The following is a 17,798-nucleotide window of genomic DNA, read 5'->3' as shown; positions in this document are numbered from 1 at the left end:
GGAGCCTGCGCCGGCAACGGGCGCGGGCTTCGTCTTTTCGCGGACTTGGTCTTAAGTGCGAAATCAGGACGCGCTCAATGTCCGGCGCACCGCGTCGCGCCAACCCGCCAGTTTTGCCGAGCGGGTGTCGGCATCCATGTCCGGCTTGAAGCGGCGCTCGAGCGCCCAACTCCTGGCAAAATCCTTCGCCTTCGGCAACACACCCGCCTTCGAGCCGGCAAGCCACGCTGCGCCCAGCGCCGTCGTCTCCAGAATGGTCGGGCGATCGACCGGCGCATCGAGGATATCGGCCAGCCGCTGCATGGTCCAGTCGGAGGCCACCATGCCGCCGTCGACGCGAAGCACGGTTTTGGCCGATGCCCCCTTCCAGTCCTTGCGCATGGCGTCGAGGAGATCGCCCGTCTGGTAGGCGACGGATTCCAGCGCCGCGCGGGCGAACTCCGCCGGGCCTGAGTTGCGGGTCAGCCCGAAGATCGCGCCACGCGCCTCGGCGTCCCAATGCGGCGCGCCGAGACCGACGAAAGCCGGCACCAGATAGACGTTCTGCGTGGGGTCGGCGGTTGCCGCCAAAACGCCGCTATGCTCGGCCTTGCCGATCACCTTGATGCCGTCGCGCAGCCATTGCACGGCGGCACCCGCGATGAAGATCGAGCCTTCCAAGGCATAGGTAGTCTTGCCGTTCAGCCGATAGGCGATGGTGGTCAACAGCCGGTTCTTCGAGCGCACTAGATCGGCGCCGGTGTTGAGCAGCGCAAAGCAGCCGGTGCCATAGGTCGATTTCATCATGCCTGGCTCGAAACAGGCCTGGCCGATGGTCGCTGCGTGCTGATCGCCGGCCACGCCAAGGATTTTGATTTCGGCGCCAAACAGGCTTTTTTCCGTCACGCCGTAGTCGTCGGCGCAATCCTTGACCTCAGGCAGCATCGCCACCGGGATGCGCAGGATGGAGAGCAGCTCGTCGTCCCAGACATTTTTCTCGATGTTATAGACCAGCGTGCGCGAGGCGTTGGTGGCATCCGTCGCATGCACCTTGCCGCCGGTCAGCCGCCAGATCAAAAAACTGTCGATGGTGCCGGCGAGCAGTTCGCCCTTTTCGGCGCGCTTTCTCGCACCGTTTACCTTGTCCAGCATCCAGGCGATCTTGGTGCCGGAGAAATAGGGATCGAGCAGCAGGCCGGTCTTTTTGGTGAACTTTTTCTCCAGGCCGTGTTTTTTCAGCTTCTGGCACAGCGGCGCGGTGCGGCGGTCCTGCCAGACGATGGCATTGTGGATCGGCTTGCCGGTCGCCTTGTCCCAGATGACGACGGTTTCGCGCTGGTTGGTGATGCCGATCGCCGCCACATCCGAGGCCTCGCGGCCGGCGGCCTTCAGCGCGCCTTTGACCGTCGCGACGACGCTTGCCCAGATCTCTTCCGGATCATGCTCCACCCAGCCGGAGGCAGGATAATGCTGCGTGAATTCCTGCTGCTTGCTGCCGGCGACCTTCATCGCGCCGTCGAACAGGATCGCCCTGGTCGATGTCGTACCCTGGTCGATTGCAAGGATGTATCCGGTCATTAGTCCTCCCCGGTAGCTCGCCTATACAAACAGGGGAGACGGCAAGATGCCGCCTCCCCGTTCACTATGATCCTGGCGCGTACGCCAAGATTACTTCTGCCAGCTCTTCACCAGTTCGTCGTAGTTGATGGTGATCGGCTTTTCCTTCTCGTTCTCGATCTTCAGCTGAGGCGCGAGATTGCCGTTCTTGACCGCGTCGGCGTTCCAGTAGGCGAGGTCATGCTCTTCGGCCATCTTCGGGCCGATATCGCCCTGGACGCCCGACTTCTCGATGCGGGTCATGACTTTTTCCTGCTCGGCGCAGAGCGAGTCCATGGCTTCCTGCGCCGTCTTGGCGCCGGACGAGGCATCGCCGATCGCCTGCCACCAGAGCTGTGCCAGCTTCGGATAATCGGGCACGTTTGTGCCGGTCGGCGACCACTGAACGCGGGCCGGCGAGCGGTAGAACTCGATCAGACCACCGAGCTTCGGCGCACGTTCGGTGAAGCTCTTGTCGTGGATCGTGCTTTCGCGGATGAAGGTCAAGCCGACATGGCTCTTCTTCACGTCGACCGTCTTCGAGGTCACGAACTGCGCGTAGAGCCAGGCGGCCTTGGCGCGGTCGGTCGGCGTCGACTTCATCAGCGTCCAGGAACCCACGTCCTGATAGCCGAGCTTCATGCCGTCCTTCCAGTAGACGCCATGCGGCGACGGGGCCATGCGCCACTTCGGCGTACCGTCGTCGTTCAGCACCGCCTTGGCGCCGGCGTCGACCATCGAAGCGGTGAAGGCGGTGTACCAGAATATCTGCTGCGCGACCGCACCCTGTGCCGGCACCGGGCCGGATTCGGAGAAGGTCATGCCTTGGGCTTCGGCCGGAGCGTAGGCCTTCAGCCAGTCGAGGTATTTCTGGATCGAGTAGACGGCAGCCGGGCCGTTGGTGTCGCCGCCGCGCGCCGTGCAGGAGCCGACCGGCTGTGATTTCTCGTTGACCTTGATCCCCCATTCGTCGACCGGCAGGCCGTTCGGCAGGCCTTTGTCGCCGTTGCCGGCCATCGACAGCCAGGCATCGGTGAACCGCCAGCCGAGCGACGGGTCCTTCTTGCCGTAGTCCATGTGGCCATAGACCTTCTTGCCGTCGATCTCGCGGCCGGTGAAGAACTCGGCGATGTCCTCATAGGCCGACCAGTTGACGGGAACGCCGAGGTCGTAGCCGTATTTCGCCTTGAAGTCGGCCTTGTTCTTCTCGTCGTTGAACCAGTCGTAACGGAACCAGTAGAGGTTGGCGAACTGCTGGTCGGGCAGCTGATAGAGCTTCTTGTCCGGCGCCGTGGTGAAGGAGGTGCCGATAAAATCCTTCAGGTCGAGGTTGGGATTGGTAACGTCCTTGCCCTCGCCCGCCATCCAGTCGGTCAGGTTGCGGACCTGCTGGTAGCGCCAGTGGGTGCCGATCAGGTCGGAATCGTTGACCCAGCCGTCATAAAGGTTCTGGCCGGTCTGCATCTGGGTCTGGATCTTCTCGACGACGTCGCCTTCCTGGATGACGTCATGCGTGATCTTGATGCCAGTGATGGCGGTAAAGGCCGGCGCCAGCACCTGCGATTCATACTGGTGGGTGGCGATGGTTTCGGACACGACCTTGATGTCCATGCCGGCGAAAGGCTTCGCGGCATCGATGAACCACTGCATTTCTGCTTCCTGGCCGGCGCGGTCGAGCGTCGACAGCGGGCCGATTTCCTTGTCCAGAAACGCCTTGGCCTCATCCATTCCGGCGTAGGCGTTGCCTACCCCGAGCAACAGGACAAGGGCAGTTGTTGATGTTAAAAATTGCCGTCGCATAGGTTTCCTCCACATTTAGGTTTCAAGTGCGATCTGGAACGGCCGCCGGCACGCGGTCGATCCAACAGTTTCCCCCTCTATACGTAGCGGAACACGCCGACGGCGTAGACCACGGAGAGAGCGAGAGCCCACCACAGGTTGGATCCGACAAGACCCAGCCAAGCGAGATGGATAAAGGCGCTGCCAAGCAGCGACAGAAAAAGACGGTCGCCGCGCGTCGTCTCGAAGCGCAGGATGCCGACGCGCGGATTGCCGCCCGGCGAGGCAAATTCCCAAAACGCCATGCCGCACAGCAGTAGAAGAATGGTGCCGAAGAACGCCGCCGTCGGCCACGTCCACGCCATCCAGGTGAGGTCGAGATTCATGGTGACACCCTCCCCAGGGCAAAGCCCTTGGCGGTGGTGGTGAGGGTGAACCCGTGCTTTTGTTTCATCACACCCTCCCCAGGGCGAAGCCCTTGGCGATGTAGTTGCGGACAAACCAGATGACGAGCGCGCCGGGGATCAGCGTCAGCACGCCGGCGGCAGCGAGCAGGCCCCAATCCATGCCGGCGGCCGAAACGGTGCGGGTCATGGTGGCGGCGATGGGCTTGGCATCGGTGGTCGTCAGCGTGCGAGCGATCAAAAGCTCGACCCATGAGAACATGAAGCAGAAGAAGCAGGCGACACCGATGCCACTGGCGATCAGCGGCATGAATATCCTGACGAAGAAGCGCGGGAAGGAGTAGCCGTCGATATAGGCTGTTTCGTCGATCTCTTTGGGCACGCCCGACATGAAGCCTTCGAGGATCCACACCGCCAGCGGCACGTTGAACAGGCAGTGCGCCAGCGCCACAGCGATGTGGGTGTCGATCAGGCCGAAAGCCGAATAGAGCTGGAAGAACGGCAGCGCGAACACTGCCGGCGGCGCCATGCGGTTGGTCAGCAGCCAGAAGAACAGATGCTTGTCGCCGAGGAAGCGGTAGCGCGAAAAGGCGTAGGCCGCCGGCAGCGCCGCAGCCACGGAAATCACCATGTTCATGACAACATAGGTGATCGAGTTGATGTAGCCCGAATACCAGGATGCATCGGTGAAGATAGTGACGTAGTTGGCGATCGTAGGCTGATGCGGATAGAGCGTCAGCGAGGAGACGATCTCGGCATTGGTCTTGAAGCTCATGTTGATGAGCCAGTAGATCGGCAGCAGAAGCACGATGATGTAGATCGTCGGCACGATCCACCACCAGCGCGATTCCTCGCCGCGCTTGCGCATCAGCCGGGCGACCTGATCCTGCGAAAGCGTGCTCGCCAATTTTCCCGAAGCGGTGGTTTCGCTCACTCTGTCGGCTCTTTCGTTGGCGCCGCTCATCTCAGCGCTCCGCGTCGTAGTTGGTCATCACGGTGTAGAACACCCACGACAACAACAGGATGATCAGGAAGTAGACCAGCGACATGGCGGCCGCCGGACCGAGGTCGAACTGGCCGAGCGCGGTCTTGACGAGGTCGATCGACAGGAAGGTGGTCGAGTTGCCGGGGCCGCCGCCGGTGACGACGAAGGGCTCGGTGTAGATCATGAAGCTATCCATGAAGCGCAACAACACGGCGATCAAAAGCACACGCTGCATCTTCGGCAGCTGGATATAACGGAACACCGCCCAGCGCGAGGCGCCGTCGATCTTGGCCGCCTGGTAGAAGGCATCCGGGATCGAAACCAGGCCGGCATAGCAGAGCAGCACGACAAGGCTGGTCCAGTGCCAGACGTCCATGATGATGATGGTGACCCAGGCGTCGAACGAATCCTGCACGTAATTGTAGTCGATGCCGAGCGCGTTGACGTAGTAGCCGAGCAGGCCGATGTCGTTGCGGCCGAAGACCTGCCAGATGGTGCCGACGACGTTCCACGGAATGAGCAGCGGCAACGACATAAGCACCAGGCAGACCGGCACGCCCCACCCCTTCTTCGGCATGTTGAGCGCGATGAATATGCCGAGCGGCACTTCGATGGCCAGGATGATGAAGGAGAAGATCAGGTTGCGCACCATCGCTTCCCAGAAGCGGCTGGACGACAGCAGTTCCTCGAACCACTGGGTGCCTGCCCAGAAGAAGACGTTGTTGCCGAAGGTGTCCTGCACCGAATAGTTGACGACCGTCATCAGCGGAATGACGGCCGAGAACGCCACCAGCACCAGCACCGGCAGCACCAGGAACCAGGCCTTGTTGTTCCACGTCTTTTCCATCTATGCCCCCATCTCGACACGCCCCATCTCAACCAGCCAGGAATCGGCATAGATGTTGATGCCGGCCGGATCGAAGCGAACCTTTGGGTCGGCCGGCACGCTCTCGTCCTCGCCAATGACGGCAGCGATCTCGCGGCCTTCGAGGCTGGCGCGCACCACCTTGTGGCGGCCGAGATCCTCGACCTTGCTGATTTTAACCGCCATGCCGTCACGGCCGAGCCTGACATATTCGGGGCGGATGCCGAGTTCGATGGCGCCGGAGCTCCCAGCGGCGGTCTTTGGCGCGCCGGGCAGCTCGATCCGCTGGCTGCCAATGGTCGCGGTCTTGCCGTCGATCGCCACCGGCATGACGTTCATGCCGGGCGAGCCGATGAAGTAACCGACGAATGTGTGGCGCGGGCGCTCGAACAATTCGGCCGGCGTGCCGATCTGGACGATACCGCCATCATACATGACGACGACCTGGTCGGCGAAGGTCAGCGCCTCGGTCTGGTCATGGGTGACATAGACCATGGTGTAGCCGAAGCGGCGGTGCAGTTGCTTCAACTGCGATCGCAGCACCCATTTCATGTGCGGATCGATAACCGTCAGCGGTTCGTCGAACAGGATGGCATTGACATCCGAGCGCACCAGGCCGCGGCCGAGCGAGATCTTCTGCTTCTGGTCGGCGGTCAGGCCCCTCGCCTTCTTCTTCGCCCACGACGCCAGGTCGATCATCTCCAGCGTCTCGCGCACCTTGCGGTCGACATCGGCCTCCGGCACGCCGCGATTGCGCAGCGGGAAGGCCAGATTGTCGTACACCGTCATGGTGTCGTAGATGACCGGGAATTGGAACACCTGCGCAATATTGCGCTCCTGCGTCGACAGATTGGTGACGTCCTTGCCGTTGAACAGCAACTCACCGTGCGAGGGTTGCAGAAGTCCCGAAATGATGTTGAGCAGCGTGGTCTTGCCGCAACCCGAGGGCCCAAGCAGCGCATAGGCGCCGCCATCCTCGAAAGTGTGGTGCACTTCCCGCAGCGCAAAATCGGCATCCTTCTGCGGGTTGGGCAGGTAGGAGTGCCTGACATGGTTGACGTCGATGCGCGCCATCTCTTTCTTCCCCTTCAGGCCGCAAGCTTCGGCGCGGCGACGGCGCTGCCGTTGCTGTCGAAGACCATGATGTGGCGCGGATCGATAAACACCTCGATCTCGGCGTCGGGCTCGAAATCGCGGATGCCGTGGGTCAGCATGACCCAGCGCGCATCGGCGAAATCGAGATGGATGAAGCTTTCCGAGCCGGTGATCTCGGTGATCGTCACCTTGGCGCGCACCGGCACGGCGGCAGCGTTGGGCCGCTCGAGCGACAGATGATGCGGCTGGAAGCCGATCGTGTAGTTGGCGTCGGAAATGCCGGCGAGTTCGGCCGGTACCGGCAGCTTGACGCCGCCCTCGAGCAGGAAATCCGGGCCCTTCTTGGCCAGCACGATGGTGTTGAGCGGCGGATCGGCAAAGGTTTTCGCCGTCACCAGGTCGATCGGCTTGCGGAAGACGTCGATGGTCGGCCCGAATTGGGTGATCCGCCCCTCGGACAGCGTCCCCGTATTGCCGCCGAGCAGCAAGGCTTCATGCGGCTCGGTCGTGGCGTAGACGAAAATAGTGCCGGCGGCGGCAAATATCTTGGGCAGTTCGGCGCGCAGCTCCTCGCGCAATTTGTAGTCGAGGTTGGCGAGCGGCTCGTCGAGCAGCACCAGGCTGGCATTCTTGACGATGGCGCGGGCCAGCGCCGTACGCTGCTGCTGGCCGCCGGACAGGCTGAGCGGCGTGCGGTCGAGATAGGGTGTGAGCTTCAAAAGCCCTGCCGCGTTGCGGACTTCCTTGTCGATCTTGGCCTGGTCGTTGCCGGCGACGCGCAACGGCGAGGCGATGTTCTCGTAGACGGTCATCGCGGGGTAATTGATGAACTGCTGATAGACCATGGCGATCTTGCGCTGCTGCACCGGCATGCCGGTGACATTCTGGCCGTCGAACCAGACTGAACCGGTGGTCGGCACGTCGAGTCCGGCCATGAGCCGCATCAGACTGGTCTTGCCCGACAGTGTCGGCCCGAGCAAAACGTTGAGCGAGCCGTGCTGAAGCGTCAGCGACACGTCGCGGATATGCTCCACCGCGCCGACCATCTTCGTCACGTTTCTCAGTTCCAGCATGATGCCTCCTCCCAGGCTTTGTGCATCAATCGCCTTCCCTATTCCGCTGCCGCGACATGGCGCCGGCTGATGCCGCGCATGAATTCGTCAAGCGCCGAGGCCTGTTCGCGGCTGAGATGCAGACCGCGCTTGGTGCGACGCCACAATACATCTTCGGCGGTCAGCGCCCATTCGTTTTCGCAGAGGTAGCGTACCTCGGCCTCATAGAGATCGGCGCCGAAATTGCGGCCGAGATCGGCGTTCGACTTGGCGAGGCCGAGCAACACTTGCGCGCGCGTGCCGTAAAGCCTGGTCAACCGACGCGCCAGGCGCTGGTCGAGGAAAGGATAGGCGCTCTTCAGCTTCGCCACCTGGGCGTCGAAACCGGTGGCCGGGAAATCGCCGCCTGGCAAGGGCGCGTTCGCCGTCCACGGCTTGCCGCGCTTGCCGAGAAAACCTTCGACCTTTTCCAGCATCGATTCCGACAACCGGCGGTAGGTGGTGATCTTGCCGCCGAAAGCGTTGACGATCGGCGCCTTGCCCCCGCCGCCATCGGCTTTCAGCACATAGTCGCGGGTCGCTTCCTGCGCCTTCGAAGCACCGTCGTCATAGAGCGGGCGCACGGCCGAATAGGTCCAGACGATGTCGGGACGCGTCACGGCTTCAGCAAAATATTCGCTCGCCGCCGCGCAGAGATAGTCGATCTCGGTGTCGCTGATCTTCACGTCATGCGGATCGCCGGGATAGTCGCGATCGGTGGTGCCGATCAGCGTAAATTCTTCCTCGTAAGGGATGGCGAAAATGATGCGCCCGTCCTTGTTCTGGAAGAAGTAGGCGCGCGGATCATCGAACTTCTTTTTGATGACGATATGACTGCCCTGCACCAGGCGCACATTGTGCACGTCGTTCTGGCCCACGGTGGTCGACAGGACGTGATCGACCCATGGACCGGCGGCATTGACCAGCAGCCGGGCCTTGACCTCGTCGGCATCTCCCGTCCGCACGTCTTCCACGCGGATCGCCCATAGATCGCCTTCGCGCCGCGCCCCGACGACTTTCGTGCGGGTGCGGATGGTGGCGCCGCGGTCGGCGGCGTCACGCGCGTTCAACACCACCAGCCGGGCATCGTTGACCCAGCCGTCCGAGTACTCGAAGGCCTTGTGAAACAGCGGCTTCAGCGGCTTGCCCGCCGGATCCTTGGACATGTCCAGTGTTCGGGTCGCCGGCAGCAATTTGCGGCCACCAATATGATCGTAGAGGAACAGGCCGAGCCGGATCAGCCAGGCCGGGCGCAGGCCCTTAGCATAGGGCAGCACGAAGCGCATCGGCCAGATGATGTGCGGCGCGTTCTTCCAAAGAACCTCGCGCTCCATCAGCGCCTCGCGCACCAGCCGGAACTCGTAGAATTCGAGGTAGCGCAGACCGCCGTGGATCAGCTTGGTCGAGCCGGAGGAGGTTCCGCTGGCAAGATCGTTCATCTCGGCCAGAAATACCGAAAAGCCCCGCCCAACGGCGTCGCGGGCGATGCCGCAGCCATTGATGCCGCCACCGATGACGAAGATGTCACGGACTGCGTCCACAAAGCCCTCCCGCGATTTCGCATTGCAGCATTTTTAGGTTTTTACGAAACCGTAGCGGGATTATTTCGAAATAAGAACGAATGTCAAACGAAATATCACGGGGCTGTGATAGCGCCGCTATCCGAGCGACGTTTCAATCAATTGCACCTCGGCCTCTTCGCAGATCCGGCGCACCGACGGGATGTCGCAACGGTCGGTGATGAAGGTGTTTACCTGCGAGAGATGGCCGATGCGAACCGGCGCGGTGCGTTCGAACTTGGTCTGGTCGGACACCAGGATGACATGCCTGGCATTGGCGATGATGGCTTGCGCCACTTTCACTTCGCGAAAGTCGAAATCGAGCAACGCGCCGTCATGGTCGATGGCCGAGGCGCCGATCACCGCATAGTCGACCTTGAACTGCCTGATAAAATCGACCGCGGCCTCGCCGACAACGCCGCCGTCGGAGCCGCGCACGACGCCGCCGGCGATTACCACCTCGATCGAAGGATAGATGCGCATCCTGTTGGCAACATTGATATTATTGGTGATGACCATCAGCCCGGTATGGTCGAGCAGCGCCTTGCTGACCGACTCGGTCGTGGTACCGATGTTGATGAACAGGGAGGCGTTGTCGGGTATCAGCCTGGCCGCTGCGCGGCCGATCGCCTCCTTCTCGTCGGCGGCAATCTTGCGGCGCGCCTCATACTCCATGTTCTCGATGCCGGACGGGAACAGGGCCCCGCCATGGATGCGCGTCAGCAGCCGCTGGTCGCAGAGATCGTTGAGGTCCTTGCGGATGGTCTGTGGCGTCACGTTGAAATGCGTGGCGAGGTCATCGACCAGCACACGGCCATGGTCCTTCGCCATCTGGATGATTTCGGCATGGCGCGGCGACAAATACACTGAAAACCTCCCGTTTTCGTTTTTCTTGTTTGTAGCTGAAAACGAAAGCAATGAAAAGGGAGACGCCGGCTAATGAAATATCGATGATTGCAAAGGCGAACCGGGCAGATACGGCTCAGACCCGCTCCGCCACCTTGCGGGTGACAGCCGCGACTTTACCTGGCGAGCGGATCATCAGGAAATTGCCGGACCAGTATCCCGGGATTCGCCAAGTGCCTTTGATCTCGGTTGCATCACCGTTGATGATGCCGCTGTAGTGAATCGGGTGCGCCTTCAATTGGGCCTTGTCGTATGTCTTGGTAAAGGAGACGGCGTTGCCCTCTCGCTGCCCCTGCAGGCTTGCGTATCTTGCCGTGCTGGTCGCCGCCGGTTCGTGGGTCATCCCCGTCAAGCTGGTTGCCGTCTCGATCAGCGTTGCAACGAAGGAAACCGGCGGCAGTTCGCGCGGATAGAAATAGCGCCCGCTCCAGACGCCCGTCAGATTCTGGCTAACCCCTTCAGCCCTTCCGGCCATATGCTTGCTCGCAAATCCTTGCTGGCTTGCCCCGGCGGCGGCAACCACGCGGGCGATCCCTGTCAGTCCTTCGGGAATCTTGCACACTCGCAGATGACAGTGAAGGCGGTATCGACATCGGCCGCGGTTGTCTCGAACTGGCCTGCCTGGAAGCGGATGGCGACCCGCCCATCGACACGCGTCTGCGTCAGGTAGATACGGCCGTCATTGTTGATGGCGTCGACCAGACGCAGATTGTGCTCGTCGCAGTCAGCGCCGGATGCGGCGCGATGCCGGAACGAGAACAGCGACAGCATCGGCTGGCTGGCGAGCTCGAAATCCTCCTCCTCGGCCAGGCGCGCTGCTATGCCTTCGCTCCAGGCGACGTGATTGCGGATCATGGTGCGCAGCGCCTCGAGGCCATGGGCGCGCAGCAGGAACCACAGCTTCAGCGCCCGGAAGCGACGGCCGAGAGGCACTGACCATTCGGAGTAGTTGATGATGCCGTCATGACCGCGAGTTTTCAGATAGTCCGGCTTGATCGCCAGCGTGCGCACGAGATCCTCCGGCTGGCGGACGAACTGGATCGAGCAGTCGAATTGCGCGCCCAGCCATTTGTGCGGGTTGAAGACGATCGAGTCCGCGCCCTCGACACCGGTCCAGAAATGCCGGTATTCCGGACAGATCATCGCCGATCCGGCCCAGGCGGCGTCGATATGCAGATAGAGCCCCTGGCGTTTGGCCACCGCGGCCACTTCAGCGATGTCGTCGGTGCCGCCGGTGCTGGTGCCGCCGACGCACGCGATGATGCCGGCCGGCAATAGGCCGGCCGCGCGGTCGGCAACAATCGCCGCTTCCAAAGCCGCGGTATCCATGGCGCGGTAGGTGCCGGCGACGGGAATGCGGACGAGGTTTTCCTCGCCAATGCCGGCGACCCAGATGGCGCGGTCGATCGAGGTGTGCACCTGGTCGGAGGAATAGACGCGCAGCCTGCCCTGCCCGGAAAGACCCTTCTTGTTGCCCTGCCAGTCGAGCGTGCGCTCGCGCATGGTCAACACGGCGGCCAGCGTCGCCGATGATGCGGAGTCCTGGATCACGCCGGAAAAGCCTTCGGGCAGGCCGAGCGCCTGGCGCATCCAGTCGACGATGCGCGTCTCAAGCTCTGTCGCCGCCGGCGAGGTCTGCCACAGCATGCACTGCGCGGCCATCGCAGAGACCAGATATTCGGCCACCACCGAGACGGGTGCTGCATTGGCCGGGAAATAAGCAAAGAAACGCGGATGCTGCCAATGCGTCATGCCGGGCACGATCTTGGCTTCGAAATCGGCGAAGATCGTCTCCATCGATTCCGCGGCCTCCGGCGGAGAAGCTTCGATGCTCCTGAAGATCTCGCCCGGCGCTATGGCAGGTCGCACGGGCCGATCGCGAAGGCCGGCGCGGTAATCAGCGCCCCAGTCGGCGGCGCGCCTCGACCAGTCGCGGAATTGCTCGTTGTCCATGGATCCTCCCGACGCGCCGATCAGCCACCCGTTTGAATTTTGATTAACATGTTAAATAGAGACAGGCAACCGCGACGAAGGTTCCCGCGCTACCCCGGAAAATCCGGCAGGCTGGCAAAGGCCGTCTTCAACGCGTTCGACCAGCCTTCGGAAATAGCACGATAATATCGATCGTCCTGGCCGATGCGCTTTTTCAAACCCACCGTGAACGTGTCCTCCTCCAGGAACAGCAGGTCGAGAGGCAGGCCGACGGACAGGTTCGATTTCAGCGTCGAATCGAACGATACCAGCAAGAGCTTGACCGTTTCAGCCAGGCTCATCGTCCTTTCATAGGCACGGATGATGATCGGCTTGCCGTATTTGGTCTCGCCGATCTGGAAGAACGGCGTGTCGTCGGTCGATTCGATGAAATTGCCCTCGGGATAGATCATGAACAGCCGTGGCGGGCTGCCCTTGATCTGGCCGCCGAGGATGAAGGAGGCGTTGAAATAGGAATCCGCCTTTTCGCCGGCAGGCGACGAGCTGGCGATGACTTCCTTGACGGTGTCGCCGACCAGCCGCACCGTCTGGTACATGGATGGGGTCTCGAGCAGCGTCGCGTGGCGTTCCGCCACCGCCTTGGTGCGCTCGTCGAGCAGGCTGACCACGGCCTGCGTCGTAGCCAGATTGCCGGCCGACATCAGTACGATGACGCGCTCGCCTGGCTCTTCCCAGACATGCATCTTCTTGAAAGTGGAGATCGAATCCATCCCTGCATTGGTGCGCGTGTCCGACATGAACACGAGCCCACGATCGATCTTGAGGCCGACGCAATAAGTCATGGAATCTCTTCAGGCAGCAATCTTGCCGGAGACTACTGCTCTACCGTGACGGTGACTGCAAGCTGTTCCTCCGCCTGTCCCAGTCGAATTCCCGACACCGGCGAGGCGTCGCGATAATCACGGCCGGTGGCTACCCTGACATAGCGTTCATCGGGGGAAATGCCGTTGGCGGCGTCGAAGGCGACCCAGCCGAGACCCTGAACATGGACTTCGGCCCAGGCATGGCTTGCCGCCTGCTCGATGGCCGCATCCATCATCAGATAGCCACTGACATAGCGGGCCGGAAAACCCATGACGCGGGCTGCGGTGACAAAGATGTGGCTGTGATCCTGGCAAACGCCGGTCTTCAGCGCCAATGCCTCTTCCGCCGGGGTCGTCACGCTGGTGGTGCCCGGCGTGTAGGCGACGCGCTCGACGATCAGCGCCATCAGCCGATGCAGCCTTTCGATGTCGGTACCTTTGCCGACCGCCGCGGCAAGCTCGCTTATGCCCTCGCCGGGGATGGTCAAAGCTGTCTCCTGGCTGAACAGCCACAGTGGCGCAAAGCCGTGATGCGGACCCGAGACGCCTGCTGTGTCGCGCGTCACAACCTCGCCGGAGGCTTCGACAGTGATGAAGTCGCGCTCGCCCTCGACGCTCAACAGCCTGTTATCGTTGCCGAAATGGTCGTTAAAGCGGACTTCCTCGCGCGCGCCCTCGATCTTCAGCGCCCAGGACAGCACGGTCTGCGTCGGGCCACTGACCGGTAACAGGCGTAGCCGCTGCAACAGATAGTGCACCGGCGCGTCGTAGCGGTATTCGGTACGGTGGGTGATCTTGAGCCGCATGCCTATTTTCCGTTTGTAAGCATGATCTTATCCGAAAACCGGGTCTCACTTGTCGCTAGCGCGGTCCTCCGGTTCGCGATCATGCTCAATTGAACCGGTAATCTTGTGCGATCTCTTCGCCAAGCTTGGTGTTGTCTTGAATGAACCTGGCCAGGAATTCGTGCAGGCCGGTGTCGAATATGTCCTTGATCGACCCTGCCTGCAGCATCGCCTGTGTCCTGTCGACGGTGGCATGGCAGGCATGACGGTCGCCATAGTCGTCCCCGAGGAACTTCAGATGCTCGGCAAGAAAACGATAACAGAAGGTCAGCGAACGCGGCATGCGCACATTGAGGATCAGATAGTCGGCGATGTTGGTGGGTTTGTAGTCGGCCTCATAGACCCAGCGATAGGAACGGTGCGCCGACACCGAGCGCAGGATCGATTCCCATTGGTAGTTGTCGAGGCTCGAGCCGACCCAGGAGATAGACGGCAGCAGCACGTAGTATTTCACGTCGAGGATGCGTGCCGTGTTGTCGGCCCGCTCGACATAGGTGCCGAGCTGCGAGAAGTCGAAGATTTCGTTGCGCAGCATGGTGCCGTAAAACGAGCCCCGGATCAGCGCCGTCTCGCGCTTGATGGCGTCGAGCACGCTCGGCAGGTCGCGCTCGTCGATCGGCTTTGCCAGCATGCGCTTCAGGGCCATCCAGGCTTCGTTGATGCTCTCCCAGGTCTCGCGCGTCAGCGCGGTGCGCACCATGCGGGCATTGTTGCGAGCGGTCTCGATCGCCGACATCGTGCTCGACGGGTTCGAGGTGTCGCGCAGCAGGAAGTCGGCGACATTGGCGGCGGTATAGTCCTTGTATTTCTGCGTGAAGGTGACGTCGGAGCCGGCGCTGAGCAGCACCGAATTCCACTCTTCCGACGCGCTCTGGGTGCGGGTCAGCGCCATGCGAAGGCCGGCATCGACCAGACGCGCCATGTTTTCCGCCCGCTCGATATAGCGGTTCATCCAGTAGAGCCCGTTGGCGGTGCGGCCGAGAAGCATGTGAAGTGGCCCTTCGGGCTAGTGAGTAGGGAATAGTGAGTAGGGATTAGTAAGCATTTGAATCTCTGTGGAATATGGCATTTCTTGTCCCTCTACTGCCTACTGCCTACTGCCTACTGCCCTATTCCCTACCTAATCGTCGAGCACCCACGTATCCTTCGTGCCGCCGCCTTGCGAGGAATTCACGACCAACGACCCCTCCTTCAGCGCCACCCGCGTCAAGCCGCCGGGCACGATCTGGATTCGGTCGGAGACCAGAACATAGGGCCTGAGATCGACATGGCGCGGCGACAGGCCTTTTTCTGTCAGGATCGGGCAGGTTGACAGCGCCAGCGTCGGCTGGGCGATGTAGTTGGAGGGCTTCGCCTGCAGCTTCTTGGCGAAATCCTGGCATTCCTTCTTGGTCGCAGCCGGGCCGACCAGCATGCCGTAGCCGCCGGAGCCGTGCACTTCCTTGATGACCAGCTCATGGATGTGTTCGAGCACGTATTTCAGGCTGTCGGGCTCCGAGCAGCGCCAGGTCGGGATGTTGCCGAGGATGGCCTTGCGGCCGGTGTAGAACTCGACGATGTCGGGCATGTAGGAATAAATCGCCTTGTCGTCGGCGATGCCGGTTCCCGGCGCGTTGGCGATGGTGATGTTGCCGGCGCGGTAGACGTCCATGATGCCGGGCACGCCAAGGGCCGAGTCCGGCCGGAAGGTCAGCGGATCGAGGAAGGAATCGTCGACGCGCCGGTAAAGCACGTCGATCTGCTTGTAGCCTTCGGTCGTGCGCATGGCGACGTGGCCGTCTACAACGCGCAGATCCTGGCCTTCGACCAGTTGCACGCCCATCTGGTCGGCGAGGAAGGCATGTTCGAAATAGGCGGAGTTGAAGCTGCCCGGCGTCAGCACGGCAATGGTCGGTGCGCCCTTGGTGCTTTGCGGCCGCACTGCCGCCAGCGACTGGCGCAGCAATTGCGGATAATTCTCCACCGGCCGCACCTTGATCTGCTGGAACAGCTCGGGAAAGAGCTGCATCATCGTCTCGCGGTTCTCCAGCATGTAGGAGACCCCCGACGGCGTGCGCGCATTGTCCTCCAGCACGTAGAACTCGTTCTCCGAGATCCGGACGATGTCGACGCCGATAATGTGGGTGTAGACGCCGGCCGGTGGCCGCACTCCGATCATTTCCGGCAGGAACGCCTCGTTCCTGGCGATCAGCTCCCTCGGCACGCGGCCGGCGCGCAGGATTTCCTGGCGGTGGTAAATGTCGTCGAGGAAAGCGTTCAGCGCCTGCACGCGCTGCTCGATGCCTTGCGTCAGCCTTCGCCATTCATTGCCGGAGATGATGCGCGGCACGATGTCGAAGGGGATCAGCCGCTCGGAGGCTTCCTGCTCGCCATAGACGGCGAAGGTAATGCCGGTCTTGCGGAAGACGCGCTCGGCGTCCTGCATCTTTTCGGTAAGCCTGGCCGGGTCCTGCTCCTTCAGCCAGCGGTCGTAAGCCGTATACGGTTGTCTAAGCCCGGAAACTTCCGGAAGCATTTCATCGAACGCTGCCAATCGCATACTCCCCTGTGACGCCATTTCACTGGCGTCGCGGTAGAAAATCAAGCGCAATCGGTGATTTGGAGGATATCGGCGATCAGTATGTTTCGACTGCCCAAAATTCGGGCAGTCGGAACGGGACCTTAATCAGGCTCTGCCTTGTCGCCGGGCAAGTGCCTGATGCGGCCATAGCAGTTCACCGTTTCATGGCAACGGCGACCTGCTATGGCTTTTTGCTTCGACGCAATTCCGGACGGAAAACCGCTTCACACTTTTCCTGGAATTGCTTTAGAAAGCGCGGAAAGTGACGACCGTGAAGGTGTCCTTGATTCCGGGAATAATCTGCACCTTCTCGTTGACGAAGTGGCCGACATCTTCCTCGTCGTCGACGTAGAATTTGGCAAGCAGGTCGTAATTGCCGGCGGTCGAGTAGATTTCCGAGGCGATTTCGGCATCGGCGAGCGCGCTGGCGACCTCGTAGGACTTGCCCAGATCGCACTTTATCTGCATGAAAAACGTCTTCATTGCCGGTCCCGATCAAGCTTCAGCACACAAGCGGCCCTTGTGGCAGACTGCCGCCCGGCTTTCAAGCATCAGGCCGAGCGCGCCTTGGCGACGGCTTGTCTCAGTTCGGACACCGGCATGCCGCGCCGATACAAGTTGCCGCCGATGACCAGGGCTGGCGTGCCGCGCAGCTTGAACGCCGTCGCCTGGACTTCGGTGCGGACAAGGGCAGCGTCGATATCGGGTTCACGGATGGCGAGGTCGGCACGCACCATCGCCACATCGACACCGACGGAAGAAAGGATGTCGTTGGTGCGGCGTTCCGAAAGGCCGCGCTGGTTGGTCATCAGCGCATCGACCGCCGCGGCATATTGTTCGCCGCTCAGCAGCGTCACCCGCGCCGCGTCGCGCGACACGTCGCCGAAGATCGGCCAGTCCTTCATCACAAGCCGAACGCCGCTGTCCTCTTCCATCAACTTCTTCAGTTCGACGAAGACGAGCTTGCAGATCGGGCACTGATAGTCGACGAATTCGGCGATGGTGACGTCGCCATCGGGGTTGCCGAGCGCTGGAATGGCGGGATCGAAGGCGACTTCCGTGACGGTCGGCCCAGTGCTTGCCCAGGCGGGCGAGGGAGCCAAAACTGCGAGGCTTGCCGCGCCCTTCAGCAAAAGGCGCCGGTCGATCGGCTGCTTGAACATGGTCGTCCCCTGGTTGCGCGAACGGGTCCCCACCCGTCCCTACGATGCGCGCCCCGCGTTAAAGGAGACTTAAGCATGATCTTGTGGCACTTGCGTGGCAAATATTGCGGTTGCTGAAACCGTGAGGCTCCGCCAAGCGTATGGTATGATGCGTCCCGGGACAGGTTTTGTTGGGG

The 17,798-nt window shown here is 61.7% G+C and carries 17 protein-coding genes; all 17 read right to left on the bottom strand.

What is annotated here, in order from left to right; translation table 11 throughout:
• Nucleotides 1–63 precede the first annotated feature (63 nt).
• The 17 genes from glpK to NKI10_RS10620 all read right to left on the bottom strand — a co-directional run bounded on the left by glpK (nucleotide 64) and on the right by NKI10_RS10620 (nucleotide 17,622).
• Nucleotides 64–1,557 (bottom strand): glycerol kinase GlpK, encoded by a 1,494-nt coding sequence (gene glpK, locus NKI10_RS10700; protein ID WP_352859841.1) that lies wholly within the window; start codon nucleotides 1,555–1,557, stop codon nucleotides 64–66.
• A 90-nt stretch (nucleotides 1,558–1,647) separates the two neighbouring features.
• A complete protein-coding gene (locus NKI10_RS10695) occupies nucleotides 1,648–3,375 on the bottom strand; it encodes an ABC transporter substrate-binding protein (protein ID WP_023670978.1) in 1,728 nt (575 codons plus the stop codon).
• Nucleotides 3,376–3,452: 77 nt separating this feature from the next.
• Entirely contained in the window at nucleotides 3,453–3,740 is a 288-nt protein-coding gene (locus tag NKI10_RS10690; protein WP_023670977.1) for a DUF2160 domain-containing protein, read from the bottom strand.
• 67 nt (nucleotides 3,741–3,807) lie between these two features.
• Nucleotides 3,808–4,722 (bottom strand): carbohydrate ABC transporter permease, encoded by a 915-nt coding sequence (locus NKI10_RS10685; RefSeq protein ID WP_023670976.1) that lies wholly within the window; start codon nucleotides 4,720–4,722, stop codon nucleotides 3,808–3,810.
• A gap of 1 nt (nucleotide 4,723) precedes the next feature.
• The gene (locus NKI10_RS10680; RefSeq protein ID WP_023712374.1) at nucleotides 4,724–5,590 is read right to left on the bottom strand and encodes a carbohydrate ABC transporter permease; all 867 of its coding nucleotides are present in this window, start codon (nucleotides 5,588–5,590) and stop codon (nucleotides 4,724–4,726) included.
• Nucleotides 5,591–6,682, bottom strand: coding sequence for an ABC transporter ATP-binding protein (locus tag NKI10_RS10675; RefSeq protein WP_023696519.1), 1,092 nt, complete (start codon nucleotides 6,680–6,682; stop codon nucleotides 5,591–5,593).
• A gap of 14 nt (nucleotides 6,683–6,696) precedes the next feature.
• Nucleotides 6,697–7,776, bottom strand: coding sequence for an ABC transporter ATP-binding protein (locus NKI10_RS10670; protein WP_352859838.1), 1,080 nt, complete (start codon nucleotides 7,774–7,776; stop codon nucleotides 6,697–6,699).
• A gap of 38 nt (nucleotides 7,777–7,814) precedes the next feature.
• Nucleotides 7,815–9,335 (bottom strand): glycerol-3-phosphate dehydrogenase, encoded by a 1,521-nt coding sequence (gene glpD, locus NKI10_RS10665; protein ID WP_352520290.1) that lies wholly within the window; start codon nucleotides 9,333–9,335, stop codon nucleotides 7,815–7,817.
• 117 nt (nucleotides 9,336–9,452) lie between these two features.
• Entirely contained in the window at nucleotides 9,453–10,220 is a 768-nt protein-coding gene (locus NKI10_RS10660) for a DeoR/GlpR family DNA-binding transcription regulator (RefSeq protein WP_023742487.1), read from the bottom strand.
• 115 nt (nucleotides 10,221–10,335) lie between these two features.
• Entirely contained in the window at nucleotides 10,336–10,782 is a 447-nt protein-coding gene (locus NKI10_RS10655; RefSeq protein WP_155923318.1) for a hypothetical protein, read from the bottom strand.
• Nucleotides 10,783–10,796: 14 nt separating this feature from the next.
• A complete protein-coding gene (locus NKI10_RS10650; RefSeq protein WP_352859836.1) occupies nucleotides 10,797–12,212 on the bottom strand; it encodes a pyridoxal phosphate-dependent decarboxylase family protein in 1,416 nt (471 codons plus the stop codon).
• A gap of 89 nt (nucleotides 12,213–12,301) precedes the next feature.
• On the bottom strand, nucleotides 12,302–13,033 hold the full coding sequence (locus NKI10_RS10645) for a proteasome-type protease (protein ID WP_023684646.1): 732 nt from the start codon (nucleotides 13,031–13,033) through the stop codon (nucleotides 12,302–12,304).
• 32 nt (nucleotides 13,034–13,065) lie between these two features.
• On the bottom strand, nucleotides 13,066–13,860 hold the full coding sequence (locus tag NKI10_RS10640) for a transglutaminase family protein (RefSeq protein ID WP_352859834.1): 795 nt from the start codon (nucleotides 13,858–13,860) through the stop codon (nucleotides 13,066–13,068).
• Between the two features lie 85 nt (nucleotides 13,861–13,945).
• Complete coding sequence (locus NKI10_RS10635; RefSeq protein WP_023670965.1) at nucleotides 13,946–14,887, bottom strand: alpha-E domain-containing protein; 942 nt, start codon at nucleotides 14,885–14,887, stop codon at nucleotides 13,946–13,948.
• A 132-nt stretch (nucleotides 14,888–15,019) separates the two neighbouring features.
• Nucleotides 15,020–16,432, bottom strand: a complete 1,413-nt coding sequence (locus NKI10_RS10630) for a circularly permuted type 2 ATP-grasp protein (protein WP_023670964.1) — start codon at nucleotides 16,430–16,432, stop codon at nucleotides 15,020–15,022.
• 273 nt (nucleotides 16,433–16,705) lie between these two features.
• Complete coding sequence (locus tag NKI10_RS10625) at nucleotides 16,706–16,942, bottom strand: Lrp/AsnC family transcriptional regulator (protein ID WP_023670963.1); 237 nt, start codon at nucleotides 16,940–16,942, stop codon at nucleotides 16,706–16,708.
• A 68-nt stretch (nucleotides 16,943–17,010) separates the two neighbouring features.
• On the bottom strand, nucleotides 17,011–17,622 hold the full coding sequence (locus NKI10_RS10620) for a DsbA family protein (protein ID WP_352859832.1): 612 nt from the start codon (nucleotides 17,620–17,622) through the stop codon (nucleotides 17,011–17,013).
• Nucleotides 17,623–17,798: the final 176 nt, after the last annotated feature.

Origin of the sequence: Mesorhizobium sp. M0802, assembly GCF_040320115.1 — a bacterium.
In the GTDB taxonomy this organism is placed as follows: Bacteria; Pseudomonadota; Alphaproteobacteria; order Rhizobiales; family Rhizobiaceae; genus Mesorhizobium.
Note: the sequence above shows the minus strand (reverse complement) of the source record. Positions and strands in the feature narration are given on the sequence as shown.